General features: G+C 62.4%; 19 protein-coding genes. 12 read left to right on the top strand and 7 right to left on the bottom strand.

Features of this window, described 5'->3' with window-relative positions; all coding sequences use genetic code 11:
* Positions 1 to 38 precede the first annotated feature (38 nt).
* Positions 39 to 2,345: an EAL domain-containing protein gene (locus VGD10_RS00695; RefSeq protein ID WP_331038866.1), complete on the top strand. Its 2,307-nt coding sequence runs from the start codon at positions 39 to 41 to the stop codon at positions 2,343 to 2,345.
* 311 nt (positions 2,346 to 2,656) lie between these two features.
* Positions 2,657 to 3,997: a 30S ribosomal protein S12 methylthiotransferase RimO gene (gene rimO, locus VGD10_RS00690; RefSeq protein WP_331038865.1), complete on the top strand. Its 1,341-nt coding sequence runs from the start codon at positions 2,657 to 2,659 to the stop codon at positions 3,995 to 3,997.
* Here the strand turns inward: rimO and VGD10_RS00685 are convergent.
* Entirely contained in the window at positions 3,994 to 6,960 is a 2,967-nt protein-coding gene (locus tag VGD10_RS00685) for a VCBS domain-containing protein (protein ID WP_331038864.1), read from the bottom strand. The two genes, rimO and VGD10_RS00685, sit on opposite strands and share 4 nt — an antisense overlap.
* 302 nt (positions 6,961 to 7,262) lie before the next feature.
* Between VGD10_RS00685 and VGD10_RS00680 the strand changes: the two genes are divergently transcribed.
* The 3 genes from VGD10_RS00680 (at position 7,263) to VGD10_RS00670 (ending at position 9,431) form a co-directional block, all read left to right on the top strand.
* Entirely contained in the window at positions 7,263 to 8,657 is a 1,395-nt protein-coding gene (locus tag VGD10_RS00680; protein WP_331038863.1) for a leucyl aminopeptidase family protein, read from the top strand.
* Between the two features lie 107 nt (positions 8,658 to 8,764).
* On the top strand, positions 8,765 to 9,130 hold the full coding sequence (locus VGD10_RS00675) for a MarR family transcriptional regulator (RefSeq protein ID WP_331038862.1): 366 nt from the start codon (positions 8,765 to 8,767) through the stop codon (positions 9,128 to 9,130).
* Positions 9,048 to 9,431, top strand: a complete 384-nt coding sequence (locus tag VGD10_RS00670; RefSeq protein ID WP_331038861.1) for a hypothetical protein — start codon at positions 9,048 to 9,050, stop codon at positions 9,429 to 9,431. The genes VGD10_RS00675 and VGD10_RS00670 overlap by 83 nt, the downstream gene beginning before the upstream one ends.
* Here VGD10_RS00670 and VGD10_RS00665 read toward each other — a convergent pair whose 3' ends face one another.
* Entirely contained in the window at positions 9,432 to 10,820 is a 1,389-nt protein-coding gene (locus tag VGD10_RS00665) for a terminase large subunit domain-containing protein (RefSeq protein WP_331038860.1), read from the bottom strand. It abuts the gene before it with no gap.
* The gene (locus VGD10_RS00660) at positions 10,813 to 11,352 is read right to left on the bottom strand and encodes a hypothetical protein (RefSeq protein ID WP_331038859.1); all 540 of its coding nucleotides are present in this window, start codon (positions 11,350 to 11,352) and stop codon (positions 10,813 to 10,815) included. Before VGD10_RS00660 ends, VGD10_RS00665 begins: the two co-directional genes overlap by 8 nt.
* Before the next feature lie 226 nt (positions 11,353 to 11,578).
* On the opposite strand from VGD10_RS00660, the gene VGD10_RS00655 reads away from it, so the two are divergent.
* Complete coding sequence (locus VGD10_RS00655; protein ID WP_331038858.1) at positions 11,579 to 12,151, top strand: hypothetical protein; 573 nt, start codon at positions 11,579 to 11,581, stop codon at positions 12,149 to 12,151.
* Positions 12,152 to 12,247: 96 nt separating this feature from the next.
* Positions 12,248 to 13,072 (top strand): hypothetical protein, encoded by an 825-nt coding sequence (locus tag VGD10_RS00650; RefSeq protein WP_331038857.1) that lies wholly within the window; start codon positions 12,248 to 12,250, stop codon positions 13,070 to 13,072.
* Positions 13,073 to 13,129: 57 nt separating this feature from the next.
* Here the strand turns inward: VGD10_RS00650 and arsN2 are convergent, their stop codons facing one another.
* Positions 13,130 to 13,582 carry an arsenic resistance N-acetyltransferase ArsN2 gene (gene arsN2 / locus VGD10_RS00645; protein WP_331038856.1) on the bottom strand — a complete coding sequence of 151 codons (453 nt, stop codon included), beginning with the start codon at positions 13,580 to 13,582 and terminating at the stop codon, positions 13,130 to 13,132.
* A 180-nt stretch (positions 13,583 to 13,762) separates the two neighbouring features.
* Between arsN2 and VGD10_RS00640 the strand changes: the two genes are divergently transcribed.
* The 3 genes from VGD10_RS00640 (at position 13,763) to VGD10_RS00630 (ending at position 17,695) form a co-directional block, all read left to right on the top strand.
* Positions 13,763 to 15,253, top strand: coding sequence for a calcium-binding protein (locus VGD10_RS00640; protein WP_331038855.1), 1,491 nt, complete (start codon positions 13,763 to 13,765; stop codon positions 15,251 to 15,253).
* A 504-nt stretch (positions 15,254 to 15,757) separates the two neighbouring features.
* Entirely contained in the window at positions 15,758 to 16,429 is a 672-nt protein-coding gene (locus VGD10_RS00635; protein ID WP_331038854.1) for a DUF6975 family protein, read from the top strand.
* 423 nt (positions 16,430 to 16,852) lie between these two features.
* Positions 16,853 to 17,695 (top strand): MoxR family ATPase, encoded by an 843-nt coding sequence (locus VGD10_RS00630; RefSeq protein ID WP_331038853.1) that lies wholly within the window; start codon positions 16,853 to 16,855, stop codon positions 17,693 to 17,695.
* Positions 17,696 to 17,698: 3 nt separating this feature from the next.
* Here VGD10_RS00630 and VGD10_RS00625 read toward each other — a convergent pair whose 3' ends face one another.
* The gene (locus VGD10_RS00625) at positions 17,699 to 19,105 is read right to left on the bottom strand and encodes a methyl-accepting chemotaxis protein (RefSeq protein WP_331038852.1); all 1,407 of its coding nucleotides are present in this window, start codon (positions 19,103 to 19,105) and stop codon (positions 17,699 to 17,701) included.
* Positions 19,106 to 19,217: 112 nt separating this feature from the next.
* Here VGD10_RS00625 and VGD10_RS00620 point away from each other — a divergent pair, with 112 nt between their 5' ends.
* Positions 19,218 to 20,396 (top strand): vWA domain-containing protein, encoded by a 1,179-nt coding sequence (locus VGD10_RS00620; RefSeq protein ID WP_331038851.1) that lies wholly within the window; start codon positions 19,218 to 19,220, stop codon positions 20,394 to 20,396.
* Here VGD10_RS00620 and VGD10_RS00615 read toward each other — a convergent pair.
* Positions 20,393 to 21,091 (bottom strand): helix-turn-helix domain-containing protein, encoded by a 699-nt coding sequence (locus VGD10_RS00615; protein WP_331038850.1) that lies wholly within the window; start codon positions 21,089 to 21,091, stop codon positions 20,393 to 20,395. The genes VGD10_RS00620 and VGD10_RS00615 overlap by 4 nt on opposite strands.
* 166 nt (positions 21,092 to 21,257) lie before the next feature.
* On the opposite strand from VGD10_RS00615, the gene VGD10_RS00610 reads away from it, so the two are divergent.
* Positions 21,258 to 22,391, top strand: a complete 1,134-nt coding sequence (locus tag VGD10_RS00610; RefSeq protein WP_331038849.1) for an acyl-CoA dehydrogenase family protein — start codon at positions 21,258 to 21,260, stop codon at positions 22,389 to 22,391.
* Positions 22,392 to 22,403: 12 nt separating this feature from the next.
* Here the strand turns inward: VGD10_RS00610 and VGD10_RS00605 are convergent, their stop codons facing one another.
* Positions 22,404 to 23,603 carry a DUF1343 domain-containing protein gene (locus VGD10_RS00605; protein WP_331038848.1) on the bottom strand — a complete coding sequence of 400 codons (1,200 nt, stop codon included), beginning with the start codon at positions 23,601 to 23,603 and terminating at the stop codon, positions 22,404 to 22,406.
* Between the last annotated feature and the right edge of the window lie 2 nt (positions 23,604 to 23,605).

Below are 23,605 nucleotides of genomic sequence, written 5' to 3'. Positions count from 1 at the left end.
TTCCATTTGGTAAACCTTTGTCTGCCATAAGCGCGCGCATGCAACGGCTGAGCCTCGCCAAAATCGGGTGGGATCGGAGGAAACTCCGCCTGTTCCTCTGCGCGCTCGTTTTGGGGTTGGTGTCAGGTCTGCTCGGTCTTGGCTCCTTGCCGGAAGACTTTTTCCGGGACCTCCGCGCCATGGCGCAGCGCCAGGCGCCGAGCGGACAAATCGTCATTGTAGGCATAGATGATCGCAGCATTCAGCAAATCGGGCGCTGGCCATGGCCGCGGCGTTATCATGCAGAGCTTATCGACAGGCTGGTTGCTGGCGGCGCCGAGCGGGTACTGGTCGACGTCGACTTCTCCTCTCCTTCCGATCCGGTAAACGATGCGGCGCTGGAGAATGCACTCACTCGGGCGAAGAAAAAGGTTGTTCTGCCGGTTCATTTCTCCGTCGACCCAGGCAATGGCGAGCGCGTCGACTTGCTGCCGCTGCCTGCATTTAGCCGGTCCGCCGAGCTTGCCACCATCAACGTACGTTACAATTATCGCGGAGAAGTGAGGGATCTCCCTTACGCTCTCCCTATCGCAGGGACGAGCTATCTCTCTTTTGGAGCCGTCATCTCGGGCAAGTCCGGACGCGCTTACGAGATGTTTCCGATAGACTTTTCCATCAACGCGCCGAAAATTCCGCGGCTCAGTGCCGCCTCCATTCTCGACGGCAGCACGGACGTCGCGTCAATCAGGGGGAAAACTGTCGTCATTGGTACGATGTCGCGGCAGATCGGCGACATGTACATGCTGCCCAGTTACGGGCTGATGCCGGGCGTGACGCTCCATGCTTTAGGCGGGGAAACGCTTTTGAACGGCCGCCCCGTGGACATAGGTTGGTTCTTGCCACTCACCGCCGGTCTAATGGCTCTGGCTGCCTTACTTAGCTTAGCACAGGGGAAGTGGTTAGGATCAGGTTTCGCAGCCTCCTCTCTTACCCTTTTTGCAGTCCAGGCAGTTCTGGAGCGACACCTCATACTCATTGACATTATGCCGGCTTTACTGGCTCTCGCCCTGGCCGGCAGCGCCATCGGCTGGAAAGCGCTTCGTAGCTTCTACACGGGCCGCGGCAGCCGACATGCCGCGTCCGGCCTGCCAAACCTAAACGTTCTTCGGGAGGATGATGCGGAACCCGACCTTCCGTTGATTGTCGCCAAGGTTCACAATTTCGCGGAAATTGCCTCCACCTTTGACGGGGGCGGTCAGGATGCGTTCGTCAAGCAGATTGCCGCGAGACTGACCCTGATCTCCTCGCACGCGCAGCTTTATCAAAGCGACGACGGTATCTTCGCCTGGCTAAGCGCTGAGGATTCCACCAACACGCTTGCGGCGCTCAACACCCTCTACGACGTATTCCGGCGACCGATGCTGGTTCTCGGCACCCCCGTCGATGTCCGGGTCACCTTCGGCCTGGACTATCGCGGCGACAACTCTGTTTCGAGCCGCCTTGGCAGCGCCATTGTTGCCGCCGACGAAGCCTTGAGAAGCGGACTCAAGTGGAAGGAGTGCGATCAGACACAACTTGCTGAAACCGCGCGCAAGCTCTCCCTCATGGGTCAACTCGACGGCGCGATGGCGAATGAGGAAATCTGGATTGCCTATCAACCAAAGCTGGAGATTTCCACTAAACGCATCGTGGGCGCGGAGGCGCTGGTACGCTGGGACCGCGCCGGAAAGAGCCAGATCGATCCTATGGATTTCATACTCGCGGCGGAACGCAGCGGCCGTATCGCCGAACTTACCGAATACGTGCTTTCCCGAGCGCTGGAAGCAACGGCGAAGCTCCGTCGCGCTGGGGTCGAGTTCAACATGGCTGTCAATCTGTCGGCTTTGCTCATCGACAGCAGGACCCTGTGCCGCACCGTCGACAGCCTTTTAGGGGCTCATGGCGTCCTGCCGGAGCAATTGACGCTGGAGGTCACTGAAACGGCAGCGCTCGCGGGACACGAGGCCAATAGCAAGACGCTGGCCGGCCTTCGCGAAATGGGTGTGAACCTCGCAATTGACGATTACGGTACTGGGCTTTCTACACTCGATTATCTGAAGCGGATCCCCGCTAACGAGATCAAGATCGACAAGAGCTTCATCCAGGCGATTAACCAAAGCGACGCGGATCGTCTGATGGTGCAATCTACAATCAATCTCGCTCATTCGCTCAGCCGCAAGGTCGTCGCCGAGGGCGTGGAGAATGAAGCCACGCTTGCGACGCTCGCCCAGATGCAGTGCGATGTCGCACAGGGCTATTTCGTGAGTAGGCCGCTGACCTATGCTCAATTGGAAAAGTTGCTGGTGAAACGGCGCCGTGCGGCGTGATATGGTTACTAACTTGTTAACCTAAATAATTAGGGTTAATATCCCCTGGAGGCGTAACGATTCGTTCGCCTGAACGCAGGGGAATAATCATGGGCAAGAACAAGCAGCCGCCGAAGAGCTTTTTGGATTGGCTTTTTGGCTGCGGCGGCTGGGAATCAGCCGGCTCGAAGGGCTGATAGCTCTTTAAGTTACAAGTTTAGCAGAGCAGCCTGCTTTTAAGCGGGCTGCTTCTCTACGTCTGCACACCTTCTTCTAAACCCCTGCCATCCCACTAGGAATTTGCGCCCTTTGCCACTATGTGGGCGCCTCCCATGGCAACGAAGCTCCCCTCCCCGCCCAAGGTCGGCATGGTCTCGCTCGGCTGTCCGAAGGCGCTGGTCGATAGCGAACGCATCCTGACCAAGCTTCGTTCGGACGGCTATCAGATGTCGCCGGATTACGATCAGGCCGACGTGGTGCTGGTCAACACCTGCGGCTTCCTCGATTCGGCCAAGGAGGAAAGCCTTGCCGCGATCGGCGAGGCGATTGCCGAGAATGGCCGTGTCATCGTCACCGGCTGCATGGGTAAGGAGGCGGAGGTCATCCGCGAGCGTTTCCCGGATGTGCTCGCCGTCACCGGCCCAGCCCAGTACGAGCAGGTGGTCGGCGCCGTCCATGAAGCCGCGCCGATGCCGCCCAGCGCCTTCCTGAACCTGGTGCCAGAGGGCGGCCTCAAGCTCACGCCGCGCCACTACAGCTATTTGAAGATCTCCGAAGGCTGCAATCACCGCTGCGCCTTCTGCATCATCCCCTCGCTCCGGGGGGACCTCGTCAGCCGCCGCCCCGACGCGATCCTCCGCGAAGCCGAAAAGCTTGTCGCCGCCGGCACCCGCGAGCTGCTGGTCATCAGCCAGGACACCTCAGCATACGGCGTCGACCTCAAACACGCTGCATGGCCTTGGAAGGGCTCTGAGGTTCGCGCCCACATGACCGATCTCGCCCGCGAGTTGGGCAAGCTCGGCGCCTGGGTCCGCCTTCATTACGTCTATCCCTACCCACATGTGGACCGGGTGATCCCGCTGATGGCCGAGGGGTTGGTCCTCCCCTATCTCGACATTCCGTTCCAGCACGCAGCGCCGAACGTACTGAAGGCGATGAAGCGCCCAGCAAATGAGGCCAAGGTGCTTGAGCGTATCCGCGGCTGGCGCGCAATCTGTCCGGACATCGCCATTCGCTCCTCCTTCGTCGTCGGTTTCCCCGGCGAGACGGAGGAGGATTTCCAATATCTCCTCGACTGGCTGGCCGAAGCGCAGCTCGACCGCGTCGGCGCCTTCCGCTTCGAACCGGTCGAGGGCGCGGCCGCCAACCACCTCCCGGGCTCGGTGCCGGAAGAGGTAAAGGAAGAACGTTACGCCCGCATCATGGAGAAGACCGCCGCCATCTCCGCCGCCAAGCTCGAGGCGAAGATCGGTCGCACGCTCGACGTCATCATCGATGTAGCAGATGGCGAAGGCGGGGCCACCGGCCGCTCCTATGCGGACGCGCCCGAGATCGACGGCGAAGTCCACCTCCGCGACGCGATGAATGCGAAACAAGGCGACATCATCCCGGTCCTCATCGAGGATGCTGACGAGCACGACCTGTTCGGCGTACCCGTCGCGATGCTTCCCTAGATCAACAGGAAATTCGGTGTCGCTCCGTTGCTGAGCGTCAGTTGGAAGTCCACGACTCCATCGCCGGTGAAATCGGCATAAATGTCAGTGACGCCGTCGTGCCGAAACCAGCCCACCCCAAAGGCGCCCACCGCGCCGGCAGCGCCTATCTCGCCTGACGGCGTTTCCAGGTGCAGGCCGAGACCGCGGAAATCCAATCGGTCGCCGGACGAGAAATCGGTTATGGTATCGCCCGTATCCAGGGCGCTGAGGAACACGAAATGATCGCCACCCTCCCCGCCCGTCAATGTGTCACTGCCATAACCGCCGGTGATGACGTCGTTACCGTCTCCGCCATTGATCGTATCTGCGCCGCTGCCGCCGAAAATCTCATCGTTCCGGAAGTCGCCGAAGATGTGATCGTCGCCCGATCCGCCGAAAAGGTCGTCATTGTCCACCTGAGATGAACCGGCCACTCCGTAGCCATAGAGAGTATCGTTGCCCGTCCCTCCATAGATCGTGTCGTTATTGTTTCCGCCGATCAGTGTGTCGTTGCCGCCGCCGCCGCGTATTGTGTCGTTCCCGCCGGCGCCGTTGATTGTTTGCGCGGCGTCCCCTCCGATCAGATTGTTGTTGCCGTCGTTGCCGTTGATCGCGGCAGCATTCGACCCTCCGCCAGGCAGGGCGTCGAAATCGTTCGGGTCGCCGGTGCCGATGAACACGGGCGGCGGCGTATATTCATTCGCACCCTCGATCGTGATGGTGATCAGATGGATGGTGCCGTCCGCCGCCTCCACCTCGATCACATCGGTAGCGTTCTCCCCGGTGTTCAGCGAGGCTAGGCCAGGAGCATCATTGTCGAGCTGGTAGGTCCAGGCGCCGCCGGCATCGATCGTCAGAGTGCCGTAGGCCGTGACGATGGTTTCCGCCTTGAAAACCTCCTCACCCGTGTCCGCGTCGTCAACGGTGAGAATGCCGGAGGTTTCGGAATTCCCATGCTCGACCACGCCTCCCGTATCGGCACCGCCGATCAACGCCGCATCGTTCGTCCCTTCCATTGTGATGACGAGCGTCGCCGAATGAAAACCTCCGTTTCCATCGATGACATTGTAACCGATCACCAGTTCGTTGGTGTCGCCCTCCACAAGATGGTCGTAAGCGGAATTGGCGGAATCGAAGCTCCAGCTGCCGTCGCCGTAGAGCGAGAAGCCTGGAGGCGGGGCGCCGTCGAGCGCGAAAGTCAGCGTGTCGCCGCTGTCGGCGTCGATCGCCTGAAGCTGTCCCGTGACCGCCGCATCGCCCTCAAGAACGAAGGTCGTGGCGGGAACGGCTACGGGGTCGTCATTCGTGCCGCTGACGGTCCAGCTTACCGAAGCAGGGACGGCGACGCTGCCATCTGACACGCTATAATCAACGGTGACGAGAATGCTTTGCCCCACCCCAAGGCTCTGATAGGCGGCTGCGGAAGGATCGAGCGTAAATTTCCCCGTGGCGCTGGTATAGGTGACGCCCGGCGGCAGCGTCGGCGGCACATCAACCACCGTAAGCACGGTTCCGTCATCCACGTCGGAGGCGTTGGCCAGCGCGTCGAGCGTCACGCCGGCTCCGTCCTCGGCCGCGTTGCTACCGACATCCCCGCTCACCACGGGCGCATCATTGGTTCCCATAATGGCGACGGTGACGGACGCCGTCGAAGAGGCGCCATGTTCGTCCTCGATCACATAGTTCAGCACCACCGTTTCTGACGCGCCGGCCGCCAGATGGTCGAAGTCGCTGCCGGGATCGAACTGGAGCAGTCCGCCAATGACGCTCGCCTGGCCTTTTCCGACTGCCGCCGATGCCGAAATAAGCGTCAGCGCGGCACCCGCGTCCACGTCCGTGTCGTTCGCCAGTACGTCGATGGTGAGCGTCTGATTTTCGTGGCCGGAAGCCGAGTCGTCCGCCGCCACCGGCCCATCATTGGTGCCGGTGACCGTGACGGTGAGTTCCGCGCCGGCGCTCGCGCCCTGATCGTCGGTGACGATATAGGGGATGACGATCTTCAGCGTGGCGCCCTCGGCCAGCGAGTCATAGGCCGGGTTTGCGGGATCGAACGACCAGTTGCCGTCTTCATCGAAGGCGAAGCCCGCCGGCGCAGCGCCGGTCAGCGCATAAGTCAGCACCGCGCCGGCATCGGCATCGCTATCGTTTGCAGCGACAGAACCGCTTATCGCTGTGACGCCTTCGGTGGCAGCCGCAGCGTCATGCTGCGCCACAGGCGCGTCGTTGATGCCCGTAACCATCCAGGTCGCCGAGGTCGGTGTCGTCGCTATCCCGTCGGACACCCCGTAATTCACGGTAACGGTGATGCTCTGGCCATGCGCGAGGCTCTGATAAGCCGCTGCCGAAGGATCGAGCGTGAACGCGCCCGTCGTCGCATTATAGGTCACGCCTGCGGGCAGGGCTGCCGGGACGTGAACCACGGAAAGGACCGTGCCGGCATCGATGTCGGACGCATTGGCCAGCGCGTTAAGGGTAACGGCCGCACCGTCTTCAGCGGCAATGCCGGTGACGGCGCCAGTGACGACCGGTGCATCGTTGCTGCCGGTGACGGTCACTGTCACCGTTGCGATGCTGAAGGCGCCGTTCGACAGCCTGATCACATAAGAGAAGACGTCAGTTTTCGAGACGCCTTGCGGGATCCAGTCGAGCGCGGCCGTATCATATTTGATCTGGCTGCCGATGATGGAAGCGGTCGCTCCAAGCGAAGTAGTGACGCTGTAGGCGGGAAGACCGGAAATCAGCTGTGCCGAAGAAAGGGAGCTTCCGCCGTCCTCTACGGTCACGTCTCCGTAAAGCGAATAGAGCGTCTTGGCACTGCCGCCGAGGTCGTTGGCAAGGACATCCAAATACCTACAGACGTCTTCCATTGACGAATAGACGTCGTCCTTCGCCTGCGGCGTATTCAATACCGATACCTTCAGCCCAGTCGTAACCGTCGCCATGATGCTTCCCCACCCAAATAGCTTCGGGCGGCCGGACTCCGCATTGCCCCACAGGTCCGGCCGCCGCGACCCGCCCGCGCCTTCCCCCGGAAGCGGCTTCGATCGCGAGTCGCGGCAAAGTTACTAAACTGCTAATATTGAAGGTAGAGGCAGGTGATGTCTCGAGTTGAATTGCTCCGTATAGGGACAATAATCCTGCGGGAATATTATGATATTCTAATATGATTATTATACTAATGTCGCTGAGCTATAGCTCCGGGGTAACGCTTGCCGCTGCCGAAGGCTTAGGCCAATAGGCTGACATGACCGATCTTTCTTCGCTTGTTCAGCCGGACAAGGGGCAGCCGGCGACCCTGCTTCATCTCGTCGACAAGAAGACATTCGATGCCTGGCTCAGTGCCCAGCCGGAGCGGGCGCGGCAGGCTGTAACGGCGCAGGGGTTCAAGGCGGAGGGATTTCAGCTCGCGACCCTGCCAGGAGATGCGGCCAACGAATGGTCGGTGGCCCTGGGCGTTGCCAATGTGGACGATCTGAGCGTCTGGTGCCTTGCCAAGGCCGCGGAAGCGCTGCCCGCAGGTACCTACCGCATCGCGGAGCGCAGCCCGGGCTGGGCGATGCTCGGTTGGCTGCTCGGCCAATACAGTTTCGATAGTTACAAGAAGGAGTCGGCGAAGAAGGGGCCTCGTATCCTCCTTAGCGACCACCCAGTCCGGATCGAAGAGACGCTCGGGATTGCCGAGGCGACCTTCCTCGTGCGCAATCTCGTCAATACGCCCGCGCAGGATCTCGGCCCCAAGGAGCTTGAAGAGGCTGTCTCTGAACTCGCAAAGAACTATTCCGCGATCATCTCGTCCACCTCGGGCGAAGAACTCGAGCGTGAGTTCCCGATGGTGCACGCCGTTGGCCGCGCCGCCGCGCCCGAGCGCGGGCCGCGCATGATCGAGCTGGAATGGGGTGACCAGCGCCACCCCCGCATCGCCGTCGTCGGCAAAGGCGTCTGCTTCGACAGCGGCGGTCTCGACATCAAGCCCGCGGCCGGCATGCGCCTCATGAAGAAGGATATGGGCGGTGCCGCACACGCCCTCGCCCTTGCGCTGCTCATCATGAAGAGCCGCCTCCCCGTCCGCCTCCACCTCCTCATCCCGGCGGTGGAGAATGCGGTGTCCGGCAACGCCTTCCGCCCCGGCGATATCCTGCGGAGCCGCAAGGGCCTCACCGTCGAGATCGACAATACGGATGCCGAGGGACGCCTGATCCTCGCGGACGCTCTCGCAAAGGCCGCCGAAGCGGAGCCGGAGTTGATCCTCGACTTCGCGACCCTCACCGGCGCCGCCCGTGTCGCGCTCGGCCCTGACCTGCCCGCCCTCTTCGCCAACAGGAACGATCTTGCGCAGGAACTGCTCGCCGGCGGCGATGCCGTCTCCGACCCTGTCTGGCGCCTCCCGCTCTGGAAGCATTATGCGGACATGCTGAAATCCGACCTCGCTGACATGGTGAACTCCGCCGACAGCCCGATGGCCGGGACCATCACCGCCGCGCTGTTTCTGCAGAAGTTCGTGCCCGAAAACCTGCCTTGGGCGCATCTCGACACCTTCGCCTGGCGGGCCGCCTCAAAGCCCGGCCGGCCGAAGGGCGGCGACGCGCTCGGCCTGCGCGCCGCTTGGGAGATGCTGAAGGGCCGCTATCCGCGCGCTTGAGCAATTCGTCGCATTTGCTTCGAATTTTCAACGACAAGCGAAACAAACGCGAATCTGACTGGTTTTAGCTCCGAAACCATAAACACAACATTCGGAGTAGGCTTGCCGTGTCGGAGCGTGCCCTCGGTAAATGGATGGAGACCCTGATCGCTTATGTGCGCTCGGGCCAGCCTGACCTCACCAACCGCCAGATGGCCTTGATGCTGCTGGTCTATCTCACCCCGGGACCGCATACGGTGCGCGGGCTTGCCAATGTCCTCGGCGTCTCTAAACCCGTCATCACGCGCGCCTTGAATACGCTTGGTTCGCTCGGCTATCTGCGGCGCGTCCGCGATGAGGCGGACCGGCGCAACGTGTTCGTTGCGCAGACCAGCACGGGACAGGAATTTCTTGAAAGCTTCGAACGCAATATCGAAGGGGACAGCAGCGCCAAGCGCGGCGCCAAGGAACGGGGAATCCTCCTCCAGCACTGACCGTTTCCGGCTGAGCGGCCCTTCGGCGGAGCTCGACCCACGCTATAACGCCTATCGCGGCGACCTCGCCGACATCGCCCTCGCCGATAAGCTCTTCGCTCCCCATTATGCCGAAGCCGCCCTGAAGACAGTGGGTCCGAACGGCGCCGCCCTCCAAGCCTCTCCCGCCAATGCAGAGGAGCTCGCCCGCCTCGCCCCCGGCGAAGCCTTCGCCCTCCTCGACATCACCGCCGGCTGGGCCTGGGGCTACCGCGCGAGCGACCACCTCGTCGGCTATATCCCCGCCGAAGCCCTCGCCTGATCACCAGTTAAGCACCCGCGGCGGCGCCTTTTCCTTCTTCAGCATCAGCTCGGTAAGCGCCCACACCATCGCGTCCGCACGGTCGGGCGATGCGCCGGGCCCTTCATAGCGCCCGCTGCCGCCGGTCATCCCGCAAAGCTCCGCCTCGAGCTTTGGAAAGCGCCCGCACAGCATCGCCTTCCCCGCCTCGAACAGTGCCGCGACCGGGTCCGCCCGCGCCGACTTCCCTTCCGAAGCATGCACGATCCGCACCCGAAGCCCGGCATCCGCCGCGCGAAGAACGCTTTCCACCATCTTGCCGCCCTGGTTCCCCTCGGCCACGACCAGCACCTGTCCTGCCGAGGGGCCGTGCGCCTCCGCGGCGGCCGCCACCGCCCGCGCCCATCCCTCCGGCGACCGCCCCGTCACGCTATGGTCGGCAAGCACATAGGCTCGCCCCGCGCCGTCCTTGGCGCACGCGACGATCCCGCACGTCCCGTCGCCGGACGGCGGATCGACGCCGATCGCCACCTTCTCGAACCGGGGCCTGGCGCCTTCGTGCCTCGACCGCTCGATTAATTCCGCCGTCCACAAGGCGCCCGGCACATCGCTCAAAAGCTCGCCCTCCAGCTCCTGCCGCGCAAGCCGGGTTCCGGCGTAAAGATCGTGGACATGGCCTATGAACGCGGGCGGCAAATGCGGATTGGCCCGCGTCGCCCCTCCACTCCTCACGCATCCCGCCGCTGCCATGATCCCGCTCAGCACCGGCCCAGCCCGCGGCGTGGTGGTGACGATCGCCCGCGGCCGTTCCCCTAGCCGCAGCCCGAGCTGCAGCATGTCCCAGCATTCCTGCGGCTTTTCCCATTTGGCGAGTTCGTCGCACCAGGCGAAATGATGCTCCGGCCCGCGCAGCGCTTCCGGCGACGCGCCCGAAAACAAGGTCGCCTCGGCGCCCGTGACGAAGCGCAGCAGCCGCCGGCTCGGATGCCAGTCGTCGATCCACGGCGCCGCGACGTTCAGAAGCCCGCTCTTCCCCTCCACCATCACCCGCCGCGCCTCGTCCGCCGTCGCTCCCACCAGCGCGATCCTCAACTCCCCTCCCGCCTGCGGGAGGGGCCGGGGGTCGGCGTCCGTTCCTTCTGCCCCCGAAAATCCCCGCACCTGCTCCAGCACCCATTGCGATCCGGCGAGCGTCTTGCCGAAGCCGCGCCCGGCCATGATCACCCAGGTCCGCCACTCGGATCCGTCCGCGCAGGCGTCGGGCGCCCGCTGCCCCTGATGCGCCCAGTTCAGCCAGCCCGCCTCGGTGCCCCAAAGCTCGTCTAGGCTCATTTCGCTGTAGAGCCGCGCCCGCTGCGCCTCGTCCAGATCTTCGACCAGGATTGGGAACGGCACCGGCCGCTCAGTCATGGGCGGCCGCGTCGCCCGGTTTCCGAAGCGCCTTGATCGCACGCACCTTCCGCTCGATGCTCGGCGCGACATCCTCGTACCGCGGCGGCAGCCGGCGCCGCCCCGGCCCGCGTCCGCGGTCGCCGCGCAATTCATTCCGATGCGCGCGGAGCACGTTCATCGCCTGATCGACGCTCATCTTGGGGATCGGCCGGTCGGCGTCGAACTCGATGCCGTCGATGCTGTCGACTGCGGCGCAGAGCACCGCCATTTCCAGCCGGGCATAGCCCTGCTCCAGCGCCAGCGCCCATTTCTGCGCGAAGTCTGGCCGGAGCCGCCGGTGCCGGTAGACGGTGAAGGTGGTAAAGCCCACCGCCTCTGCCGACGCTCTGACGTTGCAACTCGCCGCCAGCTGGTCGAAGAATATCTCCTCCGCCTCTTCCGACCAATAATAGCCGCCCGCCTTAACCCGCTGCGCCCGCCGATTCCGCCCGGCGCGCACGCGGCTTTGCTCCGGCGCAGCCTTGCTGCCGCGCCGCTTTCCTCTCGACATCTTCAGCTCCCACTCGTTCTGTATTTGTTCCAGATGACACTTCGAATGTCAAGTAGAAGAACCAAATAGGCACAACCCCATGCATGAGAGAGGTTAGTTGTGGCGATGCCGGTGGTCGATGGTGAATCCGCGAAATTTAAACGACACGATTGGGTGATTGCTTCATCGGTGTTCGAGTGAGAATATCAGGACACGCGGAGCTGGCGCGATTGGATCAAGGATAAGAATGCGGAGGATCGTTCTCGGCGCTGTCGGCGGAGTTGCGCTAGTCTTGCTGGGAGTGATGCTAACCGTGTCATTTCAGGACGCGGCTGCGAATGGAGCCACCTATTTGGCGGCTTTCGGAATCACGGGAATGCCCTCGTACTTACAAACGTCGGCTGCGGCTTTAATCTTGGCGATCATTCTCACAGCTGTACCCACCTTCCTTATTACCAGATGGTGGGTCTCCCGACCGAAATCCGTCCTGGTAGATGCGGGGCCGGATGACTACGAACTTTATAGCGCTATGCGGTCATTGATGGACCGCATGGAAGATTACTTGAAGTATCAGGGCTACGGGCTCGGCGGGGACGATCCAAACGCGATTTTGATGGACTCTAAGTCGTTTAACCTAACACTCCTTAAGAGGGGTGTAGCTGTTCCATTTGTTGTGGGCGGTGAAGTTCAATCCATGTTCAACACACTCTACGATTTCTATGGTCGTGTGGGTCCGCTGCTTCGGGATGGTCATGCGCAAGAGGCGCGTCAGTTAGCGAAAAGCATCGCAGAACAACATCCTCTGCCTAAGAACGCGTGATCGAACCTTAGGTAGAATATCAGCCCACCTCTAATTTAGGTTGCGGAGCTGCGCACCTAGACTAATCTCCCACCCGTTCCTCGGGGGGAGAACGACATGCCTTATCCGCGCGCGCACTGGTATATCCTGGCCCTGTTCCCGCTCGCCGGGCTGGCGTTCTGGCCGCAATATCTGTCGCAATTCGCGACGGCTTCGGCCGAATATCATGCGCATGGCATCACTGCCTCGCTCTGGCTCCTTCTGCTCGCCGCGCAGAGCTGGACCGTCCATCATGACCGGCGCGTTCTTCACCGGCGGCTCGGCATGGCCAGCCTCCTCCTCTTCCCGCTCTTCTTCGCGGGCGGCGCAGGCATCTTCCTCGGCATGGCCGACCGGTTCGCGAATGCGGTTTCGCCTTTCTACACCATGTATGCCTCGCGGCTCGCCTGGCTCGATATCGTCGGCGTCGGCGCCTTCGCCTGGTTCTATTTCGAGGCGCTTCGGAGCCGCCGGAAGGTGCATCTGCACAGCCGCTATATGCTCGGCACGCTGACGCCGCTGATCGCGCCGATCCTCGGCCGCCTGATGCCGATCCTGCCGCCGCTTTCGATCTCGGGCCCGCAGGATTTCTGGAAGCTCGGCATCGGCTTCCAGCTCGCGAACCTCTTCGTCGCCGCCCTCTTCTTCACCCTCGCGCTCAGGAGCGGCAAGCACGGCCGCCCCTTCCACCTCGCCGCCGCCCTCACCCTCCTCTCCGCCCTGCTCTACCAGACGGTTGGCGGCATGGACTGGTGGAAAGCCTTCTACGCCGGCCTGGCACCCCTCCCCTCCGCCCCCTTCATCATGGCCGCAGGCGTCGCCGGCATCCTCGTCGCCTACGCCGGTTGGATCGCAGGCAAGCGCGACCTCATCCCGCCGAGGCCCGAGGCGCTGCCTGCGTAGCGGCAAACGACGACCGGCGGCTGACCACCATCAGGTCCCTATGGGTGGAAAGCGGACCTAAGCTTCAGGCGCTGTGCTAAGCTCTTTCACTAGATAGCTTGCGCTTGCGGGGCAGAGAGACTTGAACTCCTCGCAATCTTGGATTGAGCGTGGCGCATGAACTCGCTCAGCATCCCGGTAACCATTCGCACGAAAGAACGAAGCTGCAGTTGTCGTTAGCAAATGGAACCTATCCGCGCCCGCATCCTTCGCCTCTGTTTCCAGCTGCGCCAGCACGATGCTACCTAAGCCTTGGCGCTGGCGCCCCTCTACCACGACTAGTGATCTGAGCAGGCGATCCCTTCCTTCACCTTCCCATCCGCCGAACCCTACTAGACCCTCGTCGTCTTCAAATCGGAAGAAGCTCCTACCTTGCTCATTTACATCTTCAGTAGGCAGGCTGGACCTGGCGAGGGTGTGGATCAACTCACCGGTTTCGTCTGATCTAAGGCAGTTGGCTTTCAATCTCATCGTGCCATCTTAATTCCAAGCGGAACGTCTGCAATGGGTGGAAAGCAAACATTCGTGGCTCCTTTGACTACGTTGCACATCGGTTCCAGAAAATTGGATTTATCCTGAAATAATAGGCATAGAGGCAGTCTGTAATCAGTATCCGCCAGCAGCTTTCTCACGGCGGCGACGGAGACGCAAATGGCTACAATCATCGGAACCAACAACCCGGAAACGCTTATCGGAACCGACAGCGCCGATGAGATCGCTGGCCTCGGCGGCGCCGACATCATCTCTGCGGGGAGCGGCGACGATAATATTTATTGGACCCACCTTTCTGACGGGCCTGACAACGTCGACGGGGGAGCGGGCAACGATACTCAATGGGCCTTCATGACTAATCGACCCGACTTCAACCTGACTTACACGCTCGGGCGCTCCGGCGCGGACCCTTCGCGCGCGTCATTCAGGAATTACGACACCCCTTTGACGATGGATAACATCGAGGCGTTCACGATTATTGCGAACATGCAAAGGGGCGGAGAGTTGTACCTGGAGAGCTTGGCGGGGACGGACCTCACAGGCCGCGTCACCGTGAACGCGCTAAACACAAGCGGAACAGCGACAGCCGGGATCACCTTCCGGGCAGACTCCACTGTCACTAACCAAATGGTTGGTTTCGGTACCTCGCTAAGGGATGTTTTCCGGGGCGCGCTGGGCAATGACATCTTCTATGGCTTCGACGGCGATGACGAGCTCATTGGGGGCAGCGGCGTTGACGAACTGGTCGGAGGACGCGGCAACGACACGTACTCAGCCGATGCGCAGGATTCGCTGTTGGAGCTGGAAGGTGAGGGGCGCGACCTAATCAGCATATCGTCCGATTATTTTGTGCTCCCGCCCAACTTCGAGGATTTAATTGGCGGCGGGGCCAAATTCACCGGCATCGGCAATTCAGGCGACAACCTGATCCAGGGCCGGGGTGGCAACGATTATCTGATCGGCATGGCGGGGAACGACACGCTCTATGGCAACGCCGGGAGCAACACGCTTCAGGGCGGCACCGGCAACGACATCTACCTGATCGTCGAGAGCACCGGCGACTCGATCGTCGAATTTGCAGGTGAAGGCACTGACGAGATTCAAACCCACAAGACGAGCTTCACGCTTCCCGAGCATGTGGAGAATTTAACCCACACCGGTCGTGCGTCGTTTTGGGGCTCTGGCAACGCGGGCGACAATGTCATCACTGGCCAGATGTTGAACGACAAGCTGATCGGTCATGACGGCAACGACACCCTTCGCGGCGCCGAGGGCGGTGACATCCTCGACGGCGGTGACGGCAACGACGTCCTGATTGGCGGTAGCGGTGGTGACGAATTGGGGGGAGGTCGCGGCGCAGACCGCTTCGTCACCAGCGTTTTCGGTGACGGAGTCGACATGATTCATGACTTCAACCGGGCTCAAAACGACGTGATCGATATCAGGGCGCTGACGGCGTCCCTCGGCACCCAAGGTCAGGATCCGTTCGCTTCAGGCGTGCTCTCTTTCCAACAGGTGTCAGATTATGCGGGAAGGCCCGCAACTTTCGTCATGTTCGATCCGGACGGTAGCGCCGGTCCTCAAGGGAGCGCACGTTATCTGACGGTGATCGGCGCAGAGCCCCTTACGCCGACGGACTTCCTCTTCTGATCTGGCCGGTGGTATACCACTTAGGCGGCGGATGGAACGGACGAGGACGAAAGCGCCTAGATCCGCCATCATCACCCAATGTCTGCGCTGGGTCGGAAGCAGACGCTAGTTGGCGCGTCGTTTCTGCTCGCGATGCCTAACTCTGCCCTCCACCGATTTCACGGCGGAGCGACTGCCGGAAGTGATCGGAGCCCGATTGAAGTGGTCAGGTAGTTAAGTCTCGCCGCTAATTTGGTGCCGCAAGCTGCACAATGATCATGCTCCCAGCCACTCAGTGCGCGACGTACGGCTTCCGCACGAAGCTTTGCCCGCTGAGGTGCCGGATCATATCGAAACGGCAATCCTCTGCCATCGGTCATGTGGCCCAAGTAGGCTTGTTTTTCGCAATGGAATAAGCCGCGCCGTTATCCACAGCTTCGGCAGCCCGCGTAAACCTCATCTTTACGACGTTTGAGCTAACGCTGCCCCCTTCAGCCGCTTCGCGCGGCGCTCTGGAGGTATCGCATGGCGGTCGCACCTGTCGAAAAGGCATTGGGCGCCCTTACAGGAGCGCGTCTTTTCGCGTGCGTGGCGGACCATGGCAGTGCCGCCCATCCCTATCAGTCGAGCCAGCTGCTGCTGCGTGGACCCCAGTCGAGCCGCAACCTCGCCGATGCCGTTCATTTCCTGTCGACCGTCCACGGCCGCTACCCAGGCGTGATCGACCATGCGGTCACGCGCACTCTCGATCCCGCCGCGCGCGCCTGGTTCACGCCGGTGCTGGAAGGCTTTTCGGAAGAGCGAGCCTTTCTCGCCCGCCTCGCCGTCGAGGTGGGGCCAGCGCCGAGCACCCCCGGCCATGCCAGCGCCGAAGCGATGCTGCTGTCGCAGCGACATGCGCTCGACATGCTCGCCCAGTCGGAACGGAACGGCTGCGCTCTGGGCGCGGCGATGGCTCTGGTCGTGGACTGGGGCCGCATCCGCGGCGTCCTCAACGTCGCCGCCAACCGCTTCGGTGTCGAGCCGCCCGCCTACCGCCTTACCGACACCGGCGCCGTGCATCGCCTCGCCGACACGATGGGCGCGGCCCCGCTCGTCGAGCGCGCTTTGCTGTTCGGCGCGGAGCAGGTCATGCTCCAGCATCACGGCCTCTGGGACCTCCTTGAAGCTAGGGCTATGGCGCGCGCGGACCGCTAAACGCGGGTCTTGGCCCTCCTGGTCTGATCTGCTATTTCCGCTCCGGAAGGGAGCGAGCTTCTCTCGCGAAGATCTTCACCTGCCTTGAAAGTCGATGTGATCGACGGCGACGTCGTCGGGGCGCTGAGAAGGCTGAAGCGGAAGCTGAAGTTCGGCCTTCCACGAAAGGGGCTTGAGAAGCCTCTCCACCATGAAAAACCGGGGGATAAGCGTCGCCGCAAAAGGCGCCGAGGCCGGGAATTGGCAATCCGAAAGGAACGCCGCCGGGCCGAAGCGGAGTGGCTGGGCTCGCGGCAGCTGGCAGAACCCCTGGCGCTTCGCCGGCGACACTGCAACTGTGTGAAATGCCGCTGGCTCCGGGGCGAGATCCAGCCGCCGGACTAGCGGCTTGTCCGGCCGCGCATGCGTGGGTAGGGCTAGGGCATGCGCTTCGAAGGCACCCAGAATTACGTCGCAACCGACGACCTCAAGGTCGCGGTCAACGCGGCCGTCACGCTCCGCCGTCCCCTGCTCGTCAAAGGCGAGCCCGGCACCGGCAAAACCGTCCTCGCTCATGAGATCGCCAAGGCAGCCAATGCGCCGCTGATCGAATGGCATGTGAAGAGCACGACCAAGGCGCATCAGGGCCTCTACGAATATGACGCGGTGGCGCGGCTTCGCGACGGCCAGCTCGGCGACGAGCGGGTGCACGACATCTCGAACTATATTCGAAAGGGCAAGCTCTGGGAGGCGTTCACCTCGCCCGCCCTCCCCGTCCTCCTCATCGACGAGATCGACAAGGCCGACATCGAATTCCCGAACGACCTCCTCCAGGAGCTCGATCGCATGGAATTCCACGTCTATGAGACGAAGGAGACGGTGAAGGCGAAGGAGCGGCCGATCGTCGTCATCACATCGAATAACGAGAAGGAGCTGCCGGACGCGTTCCTACGCCGCTGCTTCTTCCACTATATCAAGTTCCCCGACCGCGACACGATGCAGGCGATCATCGACGTCCACTTCCCGGGCATCCAGAAGATACTCGTCCAAAAGGCGATGGATATCTTCTACGAGGTGCGGGAGGTGCCTGGCCTCAAGAAGAAGCCTTCGACGAGCGAGCTGATCGACTGGCTGAAGCTCATCCTCCACGAGGACATGCCGCTCGACGTGCTGCAGTCCCGTGATCCGAAAAAGGCGATCCCGCCGCTCCACGGCGCTTTGCTCAAGAACGAGCAGGACGTAATGTTGTTCGAACGCCTGGCCTTTATGAGCCGCCGCGGCGGTTGACGATCAGCGCGCCTCGTCGCGGTAGGCGAGCTCGAAATTGCCCCAGCGGCGACCGGCAATGTACATCGGCACGAACACGTTCTTGACTGGCAGGTAGCGGCCCTCGCCGAGATTCATGCGGTAGGTTACCAGCATTGCGTCATTCTCGCTGTCAATGGCGCGGCGCGTCGCGTCGTCGATGAAGTTGCGACGGTTGCGGCAATGTTCGGCATTCCACTTGGGATCCGGCCCCTGCGGCTGCGAGCGTTCAGTTATGTGCGTCGGCAGATAGCCGTTGATGTCGCTCATGACACAGCCGATGTGGCGGCCGTCACTCGTCATCAGCCGATCGAGCACGGGCCGGACATGTTCGTCGGCAAAGTCGCAGAAGCGCGTCGAATATTGGGTAGGGTTGGTACCCGGCATCGGCACGTAATGTGTGTCGAACACCGCCTCCTCGCTGATCTGGCCCCGTTCGATGGCCTTTTCGACGAGACGGACGAGTTCGCGATTGAACTGCTGGGCGCGCTCAATAAAGGTCGTGTCATCGATGCGGACGCCGCAGCTGGCAAGCTTGTCCAGCATGTCGTTGGACATCAGCTCGAGCTTCGCGAGCCGCTCCTGCGTCTTCAGAAGCTCGCCGCCATTGGCCCGGGCGTCTGACGCGAAATTGGAGAGGCCGCCCTTCACGCTGTCGACGCTCTGCTGAATGAGTGCGGTGGACTGGGCGATGCCGTCTGTCTGACGGTCCACCATTGCCACGATGTCGGCGACGTCGCGAACGGTGTCGTTGATCGCGCTGAAGCTCGACTGGGCGATACGGCTCTTGTCGACACCCGCCTTGATTTCGGAAGTCACTGCCTCCGCCTCACGGGTAAGCGAATTGACAGTGGACGCGATCTGGCTGGTGGCCGAGCGCGTGTCGTGCGCGAGCTTCTTCACCTCGGCCGCGACGACGGCGAAGCTCCGTCCCGCCTCACCGGCTCGCGCAGCTTCGATCGTAGCGTTGAGCGCCAGCATGTTCGTCTTGTTAGCAATCGTCTCGATCGTCGAGGAGACGTTCTGGACCTGACCCATGGCCTCGGCGAACCCGGCCATCCGGTCGCCAAGCTGGACGACGAGATCGGTCAGGCCGCTGAAGATCTTTATCGTGTCTTCGATGGCGGAGCGGCCCTGCCCCAGCTTCTCGCGTGCCTGTTCGGCAAGCACCCGGGCTTCGTCGGTGGAATCGGCGACCCGCGCCTGATCGGCCAGAAGGCGACTGGTGATCTCCTCGAGCGCGTCGAGCGTCTTCAAGTTGGAGGAAATGCGGTCGGAAACGCCGGCGACGTAGCCGGAAACGTCGCTGCATTCGATCGCCAGCGAGCCGCAATTGCGTGCCACCGTGTTGATCGCGTTGCCATCCGTCTGTTCAATCGCTGAGCTTGCCACGCCTGCCCCATCTTCAATCTTGTTGTGGGAGGCTGATTAAGTGCCATTGGTTGAAAGGCCGTTAACCAGCGAGCCGCTGGCAAGGCGCTGCAAGCCGGCGTAAGAGCGGCCCATGTTCTTCTCCTTTGTCGACGAGCTTCGCGCGGCGGGCATCCCGGCCTCGCTGAAGGAGCATCTCACGTTGCTGCAAGCGCTAGACGCGGACATCATCGCGGCCAGCCCGGAGGAGTTCTACTATCTCGCCCGCGCCACCTTCGTGAAGGACGAGGCGCTCCTCGACCGCTTCGATCAGGTGTTCGGGAAGGTCTTCAAAGGGATCGAGATCGACTACGGAACCGAAGCCGTTCCAATACCAGAGGAGTGGCTGAAGAAGGTGGCCGAACTCTACCTCACGCCGGAGCAGATGGCCGAGATCAAATCGCTGGGTTCCTGGGAAGAGATAATGGAGACGCTGAAGAAGCGGCTCGAGGAGCAGAAGGAGCGGCACCAGGGCGGCAATAAGTGGATCGGCACCGGCGGCACCTCCCCCTTCGGCAATTCAGGCTACAATCCGGAAGGCGTACGTATCGGCGGCGAAGGCGGCCAGCGAAGCGCAATCAAAGTCTGGGACAAGCGCGAATTCCGTAACCTCGACAGCTCGAAGGAGCTCGGCACTCGCAACATCAAGGTCGCGCTCCGGCGCCTCCGCCGCTTTGCCCGCGAAGGCGCGGCGGATGAGCTCGACATAGACGGCACGATCAACGGCACCGCGCGGAAAGGCTGGCTCGACATCCAGATGCGACCCGAGCGGCATAATGCCGTGAAGCTTCTCCTCTTCCTCGACGTTGGCGGCTCAATGGACCCGCATATCCGCGTCTGCGAGGAGCTGTTCTCCGCCGCCACGTCCGAATTCAAGAACATGGAATTCTTCTACTTCCACAATTGCGTCTACGAAGGCGTGTGGAAGGACAATCGCCGCCGGTTCACCGAACGGACGCCGACTTGGGACGTGCTCCACAAATATGGGCACGATTACAAGCTGATCTTCGTCGGCGACGCATCGATGAGTCCCTATGAGATCACCCACCCCGGCGGCTCGGTCGAGCATTTCAACGACGAAGCGGGCGCGGTCTGGATGCAGCGCCTCACCAATACTTATCCCTCAGCCGTGTGGCTGAACCCGATGCGCGATGAGTATTGGGGTTACAGCCAGTCCATCCTGCTCATCCGCCGGCTGATGCAGGACCGCATGTACCCGCTGACGCTGGAAGGCCTGGACGAAGCGATGCGGACGCTGAGCCGCAAGGCTTAGGCCACCAGCTTCTGGACGGCGGCAAAGGGGCTGAGACCGAGCCACGCCTGCATGTCCTTTGCCAGCGTCTCGTCGCCCGTAAGGTGCATCCGCTGGCTGGCGAGCGCGGCGCGGACGGTGTCGAGGCCCATCCAGATCGCCGTCATCGTCCGGAGGCCGGTGGAGACGTAGAGATCGACATCGAAACCGGGATCGACCGAGCAGAGATCGACCGGCATATCGGGCTCGACGATCAGCCACCAGGAACGGTCGACCGCTGCCTGCTCGGGATAGCGGAAGTGGATGACGTTCCGATGCCGCGGCATTGGATCGGTGATGAGGTTCCGGCGCATATCCCACATCAGGAGCGAGGCTTCGAGATGCTCCAGCGAAAGCTCGGTCGTCACCCAGCGCTGGCCCCAGCGGCCGAACGCCTCGATTAGCGGCTCAAGCTCCTTGCCAGCATCGGTGAGGCCATATTCGGACACTCCAGGCTCCGTCGCGGACGGGGTGCGGCGGACGATCCCGGCGGCTTCCAGCTCCTTCAGGCGCTGCGAAAGCAGGGCTGGAGACATGCGCGGCATGCCACGCCTCAATTCGTTAAAGCGGCTCGAGCCCGCAACCAGCTCGCGGAGCAGGACTACAGTCCAGCGTGTACACAAAATTTCCGCAGCCATCGCGACGGGGCAGAATTGCTTGTAGCTTCGGTCGGGCATCGCCTGTCCTCCGAAAAGAGATTACTCTCTTCGGGAGAAAGGCGCCAGTTCAGTTCCTGTACCGGGTCGATTCAGTTGCTGAACTAGTGGCTGCCGCTCACGGCGTCTATTCGCCTGCCCTTGAAGCGGGCCCCGAGCCGCGCAGGCATTGAAGGAGCGAGAAGACATGTTGGCAAAGACGCAGCAGCCCGGGACGGATTGGCTTTCCCTAGCGGACGAGATTGCAGCGAAGATTGCGGAAAAGGCCGCGGAGCACGACGCAAATGACAGCTTCGTCGGCGAGGCATACGCGCTGCTGAAGGCGGACGGCTTCTTCAAAGCGTTGGTGCCGGAGGAGTTCGGCGGCGGCGGGGCGGCCGTGACGGACATGTGTCGCAGCATCCGCCGACTGGGCGCGGCCTGCGGCTCGACTGCCCTTGCCTTCGCGATGCACAGCCATCTTGTAGCGGCTGCGGCCTGGCGCTGGCGCAATCAGGGGGCGCCCACAGAAGGCCTGCTGAAGCGCGTCGCGGGCGAGGATCTGGTGCTCGTATCGAGCGGGGGCTCGGACTGGCTTCCGAGCGGCGGCGTCGCGGTGAAGGCGGAGGGCGGGTTCCGGGTGACGGCACGCAAGCCCTTCTCCAGCGGCAGCCCCGCGGGCGACCTGCTCGTCACCAGCGCCGTCTATCAGGATCCGGAGGAAGAGCCGACCGTCCTTCATTTCGCCGTGCCTCTAAAGGCGGATGGCGTGAAGATGCTCGACACCTGGAAGGTGCTCGGAATGCGCGGCACGGGCTCAAACGACATTGAGCTCAACGAAGTATTCGTCCCCGACGCCGCAGTCTCGGGAAGGCGTCCGCAGAGCAAGTGGCACATGCTGTTCCACATCATCAGCATGATCGCCTTCCCGCTCATCTATTCGGCCTATGTCGGCGTGGCGGAAGGGGCACGTGCCAAAGCCTTGGCGGCTGCGCGCCGCAAGCCCGAGGATAGGCACCTGCCCTACCTCGTCGGCGAGATGGAGAATGCCTTTGCCGAAGCGGAAATGGCATGGGAGCGGATGATCGCGCTTGCCGAAACCGGCACGCCTGGACCGGAGACGACGAGCCGCACGATGACCTGCCGCACATTGGTCGGACGGGCTGCGATCAGGACGGTGGAGCAGGCGATGGAGGTCGCCGGTGGCGGCGCATTCTACCGGACGATGGAGCTGGAACGCGCATTCCGCGACGTTCAGGGCGCCCGCTTCCACCCGCTTCAGGAGAAGCCGCAGCTCGACTTCACAGGACGGGTGGCGCTTGGTTGGGATATCGACGTCTAAACCGCGGCGCGATCAGTAACGGAGATAGGGCCGCCGCTCTTCCTCCCAAGCCTGCTCGTCGGGGCTGGTGAGTGCGTCCAAGTCTTGGGGTGCGGCTTCGGCATCATCCACCCACTGCCTCAGACCTTCGCCCCCATTGATGACGTCGATAGCGAGCTTCCCGAACTCGTATTCGTACGGGAAATCGCGCCACAGGCCGTAGTCAGGGTAGAGGCGGCGAATTGCCTTGAAGCCGAGCGACTGAAGGCGCCAGGGCTTAAAGGCTTGATGATCGTAGAAGCAGCCCTCGGCATGAATGTGGACGCCGTTGCAGAGCTTGTCCACATGCTTGTGGAAGGTGGGCTCGAACCAGATTTCGCGGAGGGCGCAGCCGGCGAGCCAATCCGGAGCCAAACGGCGCATTTCGCCGATGACTGCGGGGGCGTCGATGTCCGGCGCGCCGAACAGCTCCAGCGGGCGCGTGGTGCCCCTTCCCTCCGACAGCGTCGTACCCTCCAGCATCACCGTGCCTGCATAAGCGCGCGCCATGTTGAGATTGGCGGCATTAGGGCTGGGGTTGATCCAGATACGGCTGTCTACCGGCCAGCCGAAGCCGGGAGCGGCGTCGGGCTGATACCCCTCCATCTCGATGATGCGGTACTCCACGTCGAGCTTCATCTTGTCGATGAACCAAAGGCCGAGCTCGCCCAGTGTCAGGCCGTGGCGCATCGGCATCGGCCCGGCGCCAACGAAACTTTCCCAGCCGGTAAGTAGGGTCAGCCCTTCGACCGGCCTTCCCGCGGGATTGGGCCGATCGAGCACCCACACTTCCTTGCCATGCTTAGCCGCGGCTTCGAGGATGTAGAGAAGCGTGGTGATGAAGGTGTAGATGCGGCAGCCGAGGTCCTGAAGGTCGACCAGGATGACGTCGAAGGTGCCCATGGATTGTCCGGTCGGGCGGCGCACCTCGCCGTAGAGGCTGAAGATCGGGATGCCGTGGACAGGGTCGGTGAAATCCTCCGACTCCACCATATTGTCCTGCTTGTCGCCGCGGAGGCCGTGCTGCGGGCCGAACGCGGCGCTGACGTTAAGGCCGGAGGCGATGAGCGCGTCCAGCGAGTGGGTGAGGTCTTCCGTCACCGAAGCGGGATGCGCTAGGAGCGCAACGCGCTTCCCCTCAAGCGGCTCGCGGAGCGCCGGTTCGGCGAGAAGGCGGTCGATACCGAATTTCATGG

Source organism: Allosphingosinicella sp. (assembly GCF_036402135.1).
Lineage (GTDB): Bacteria > Pseudomonadota > Alphaproteobacteria > Sphingomonadales > Sphingomonadaceae > Allosphingosinicella.
The sequence above is the reverse complement of the archived record's forward strand: the minus strand, read 5'-3'. Positions and strand labels throughout refer to the sequence as shown.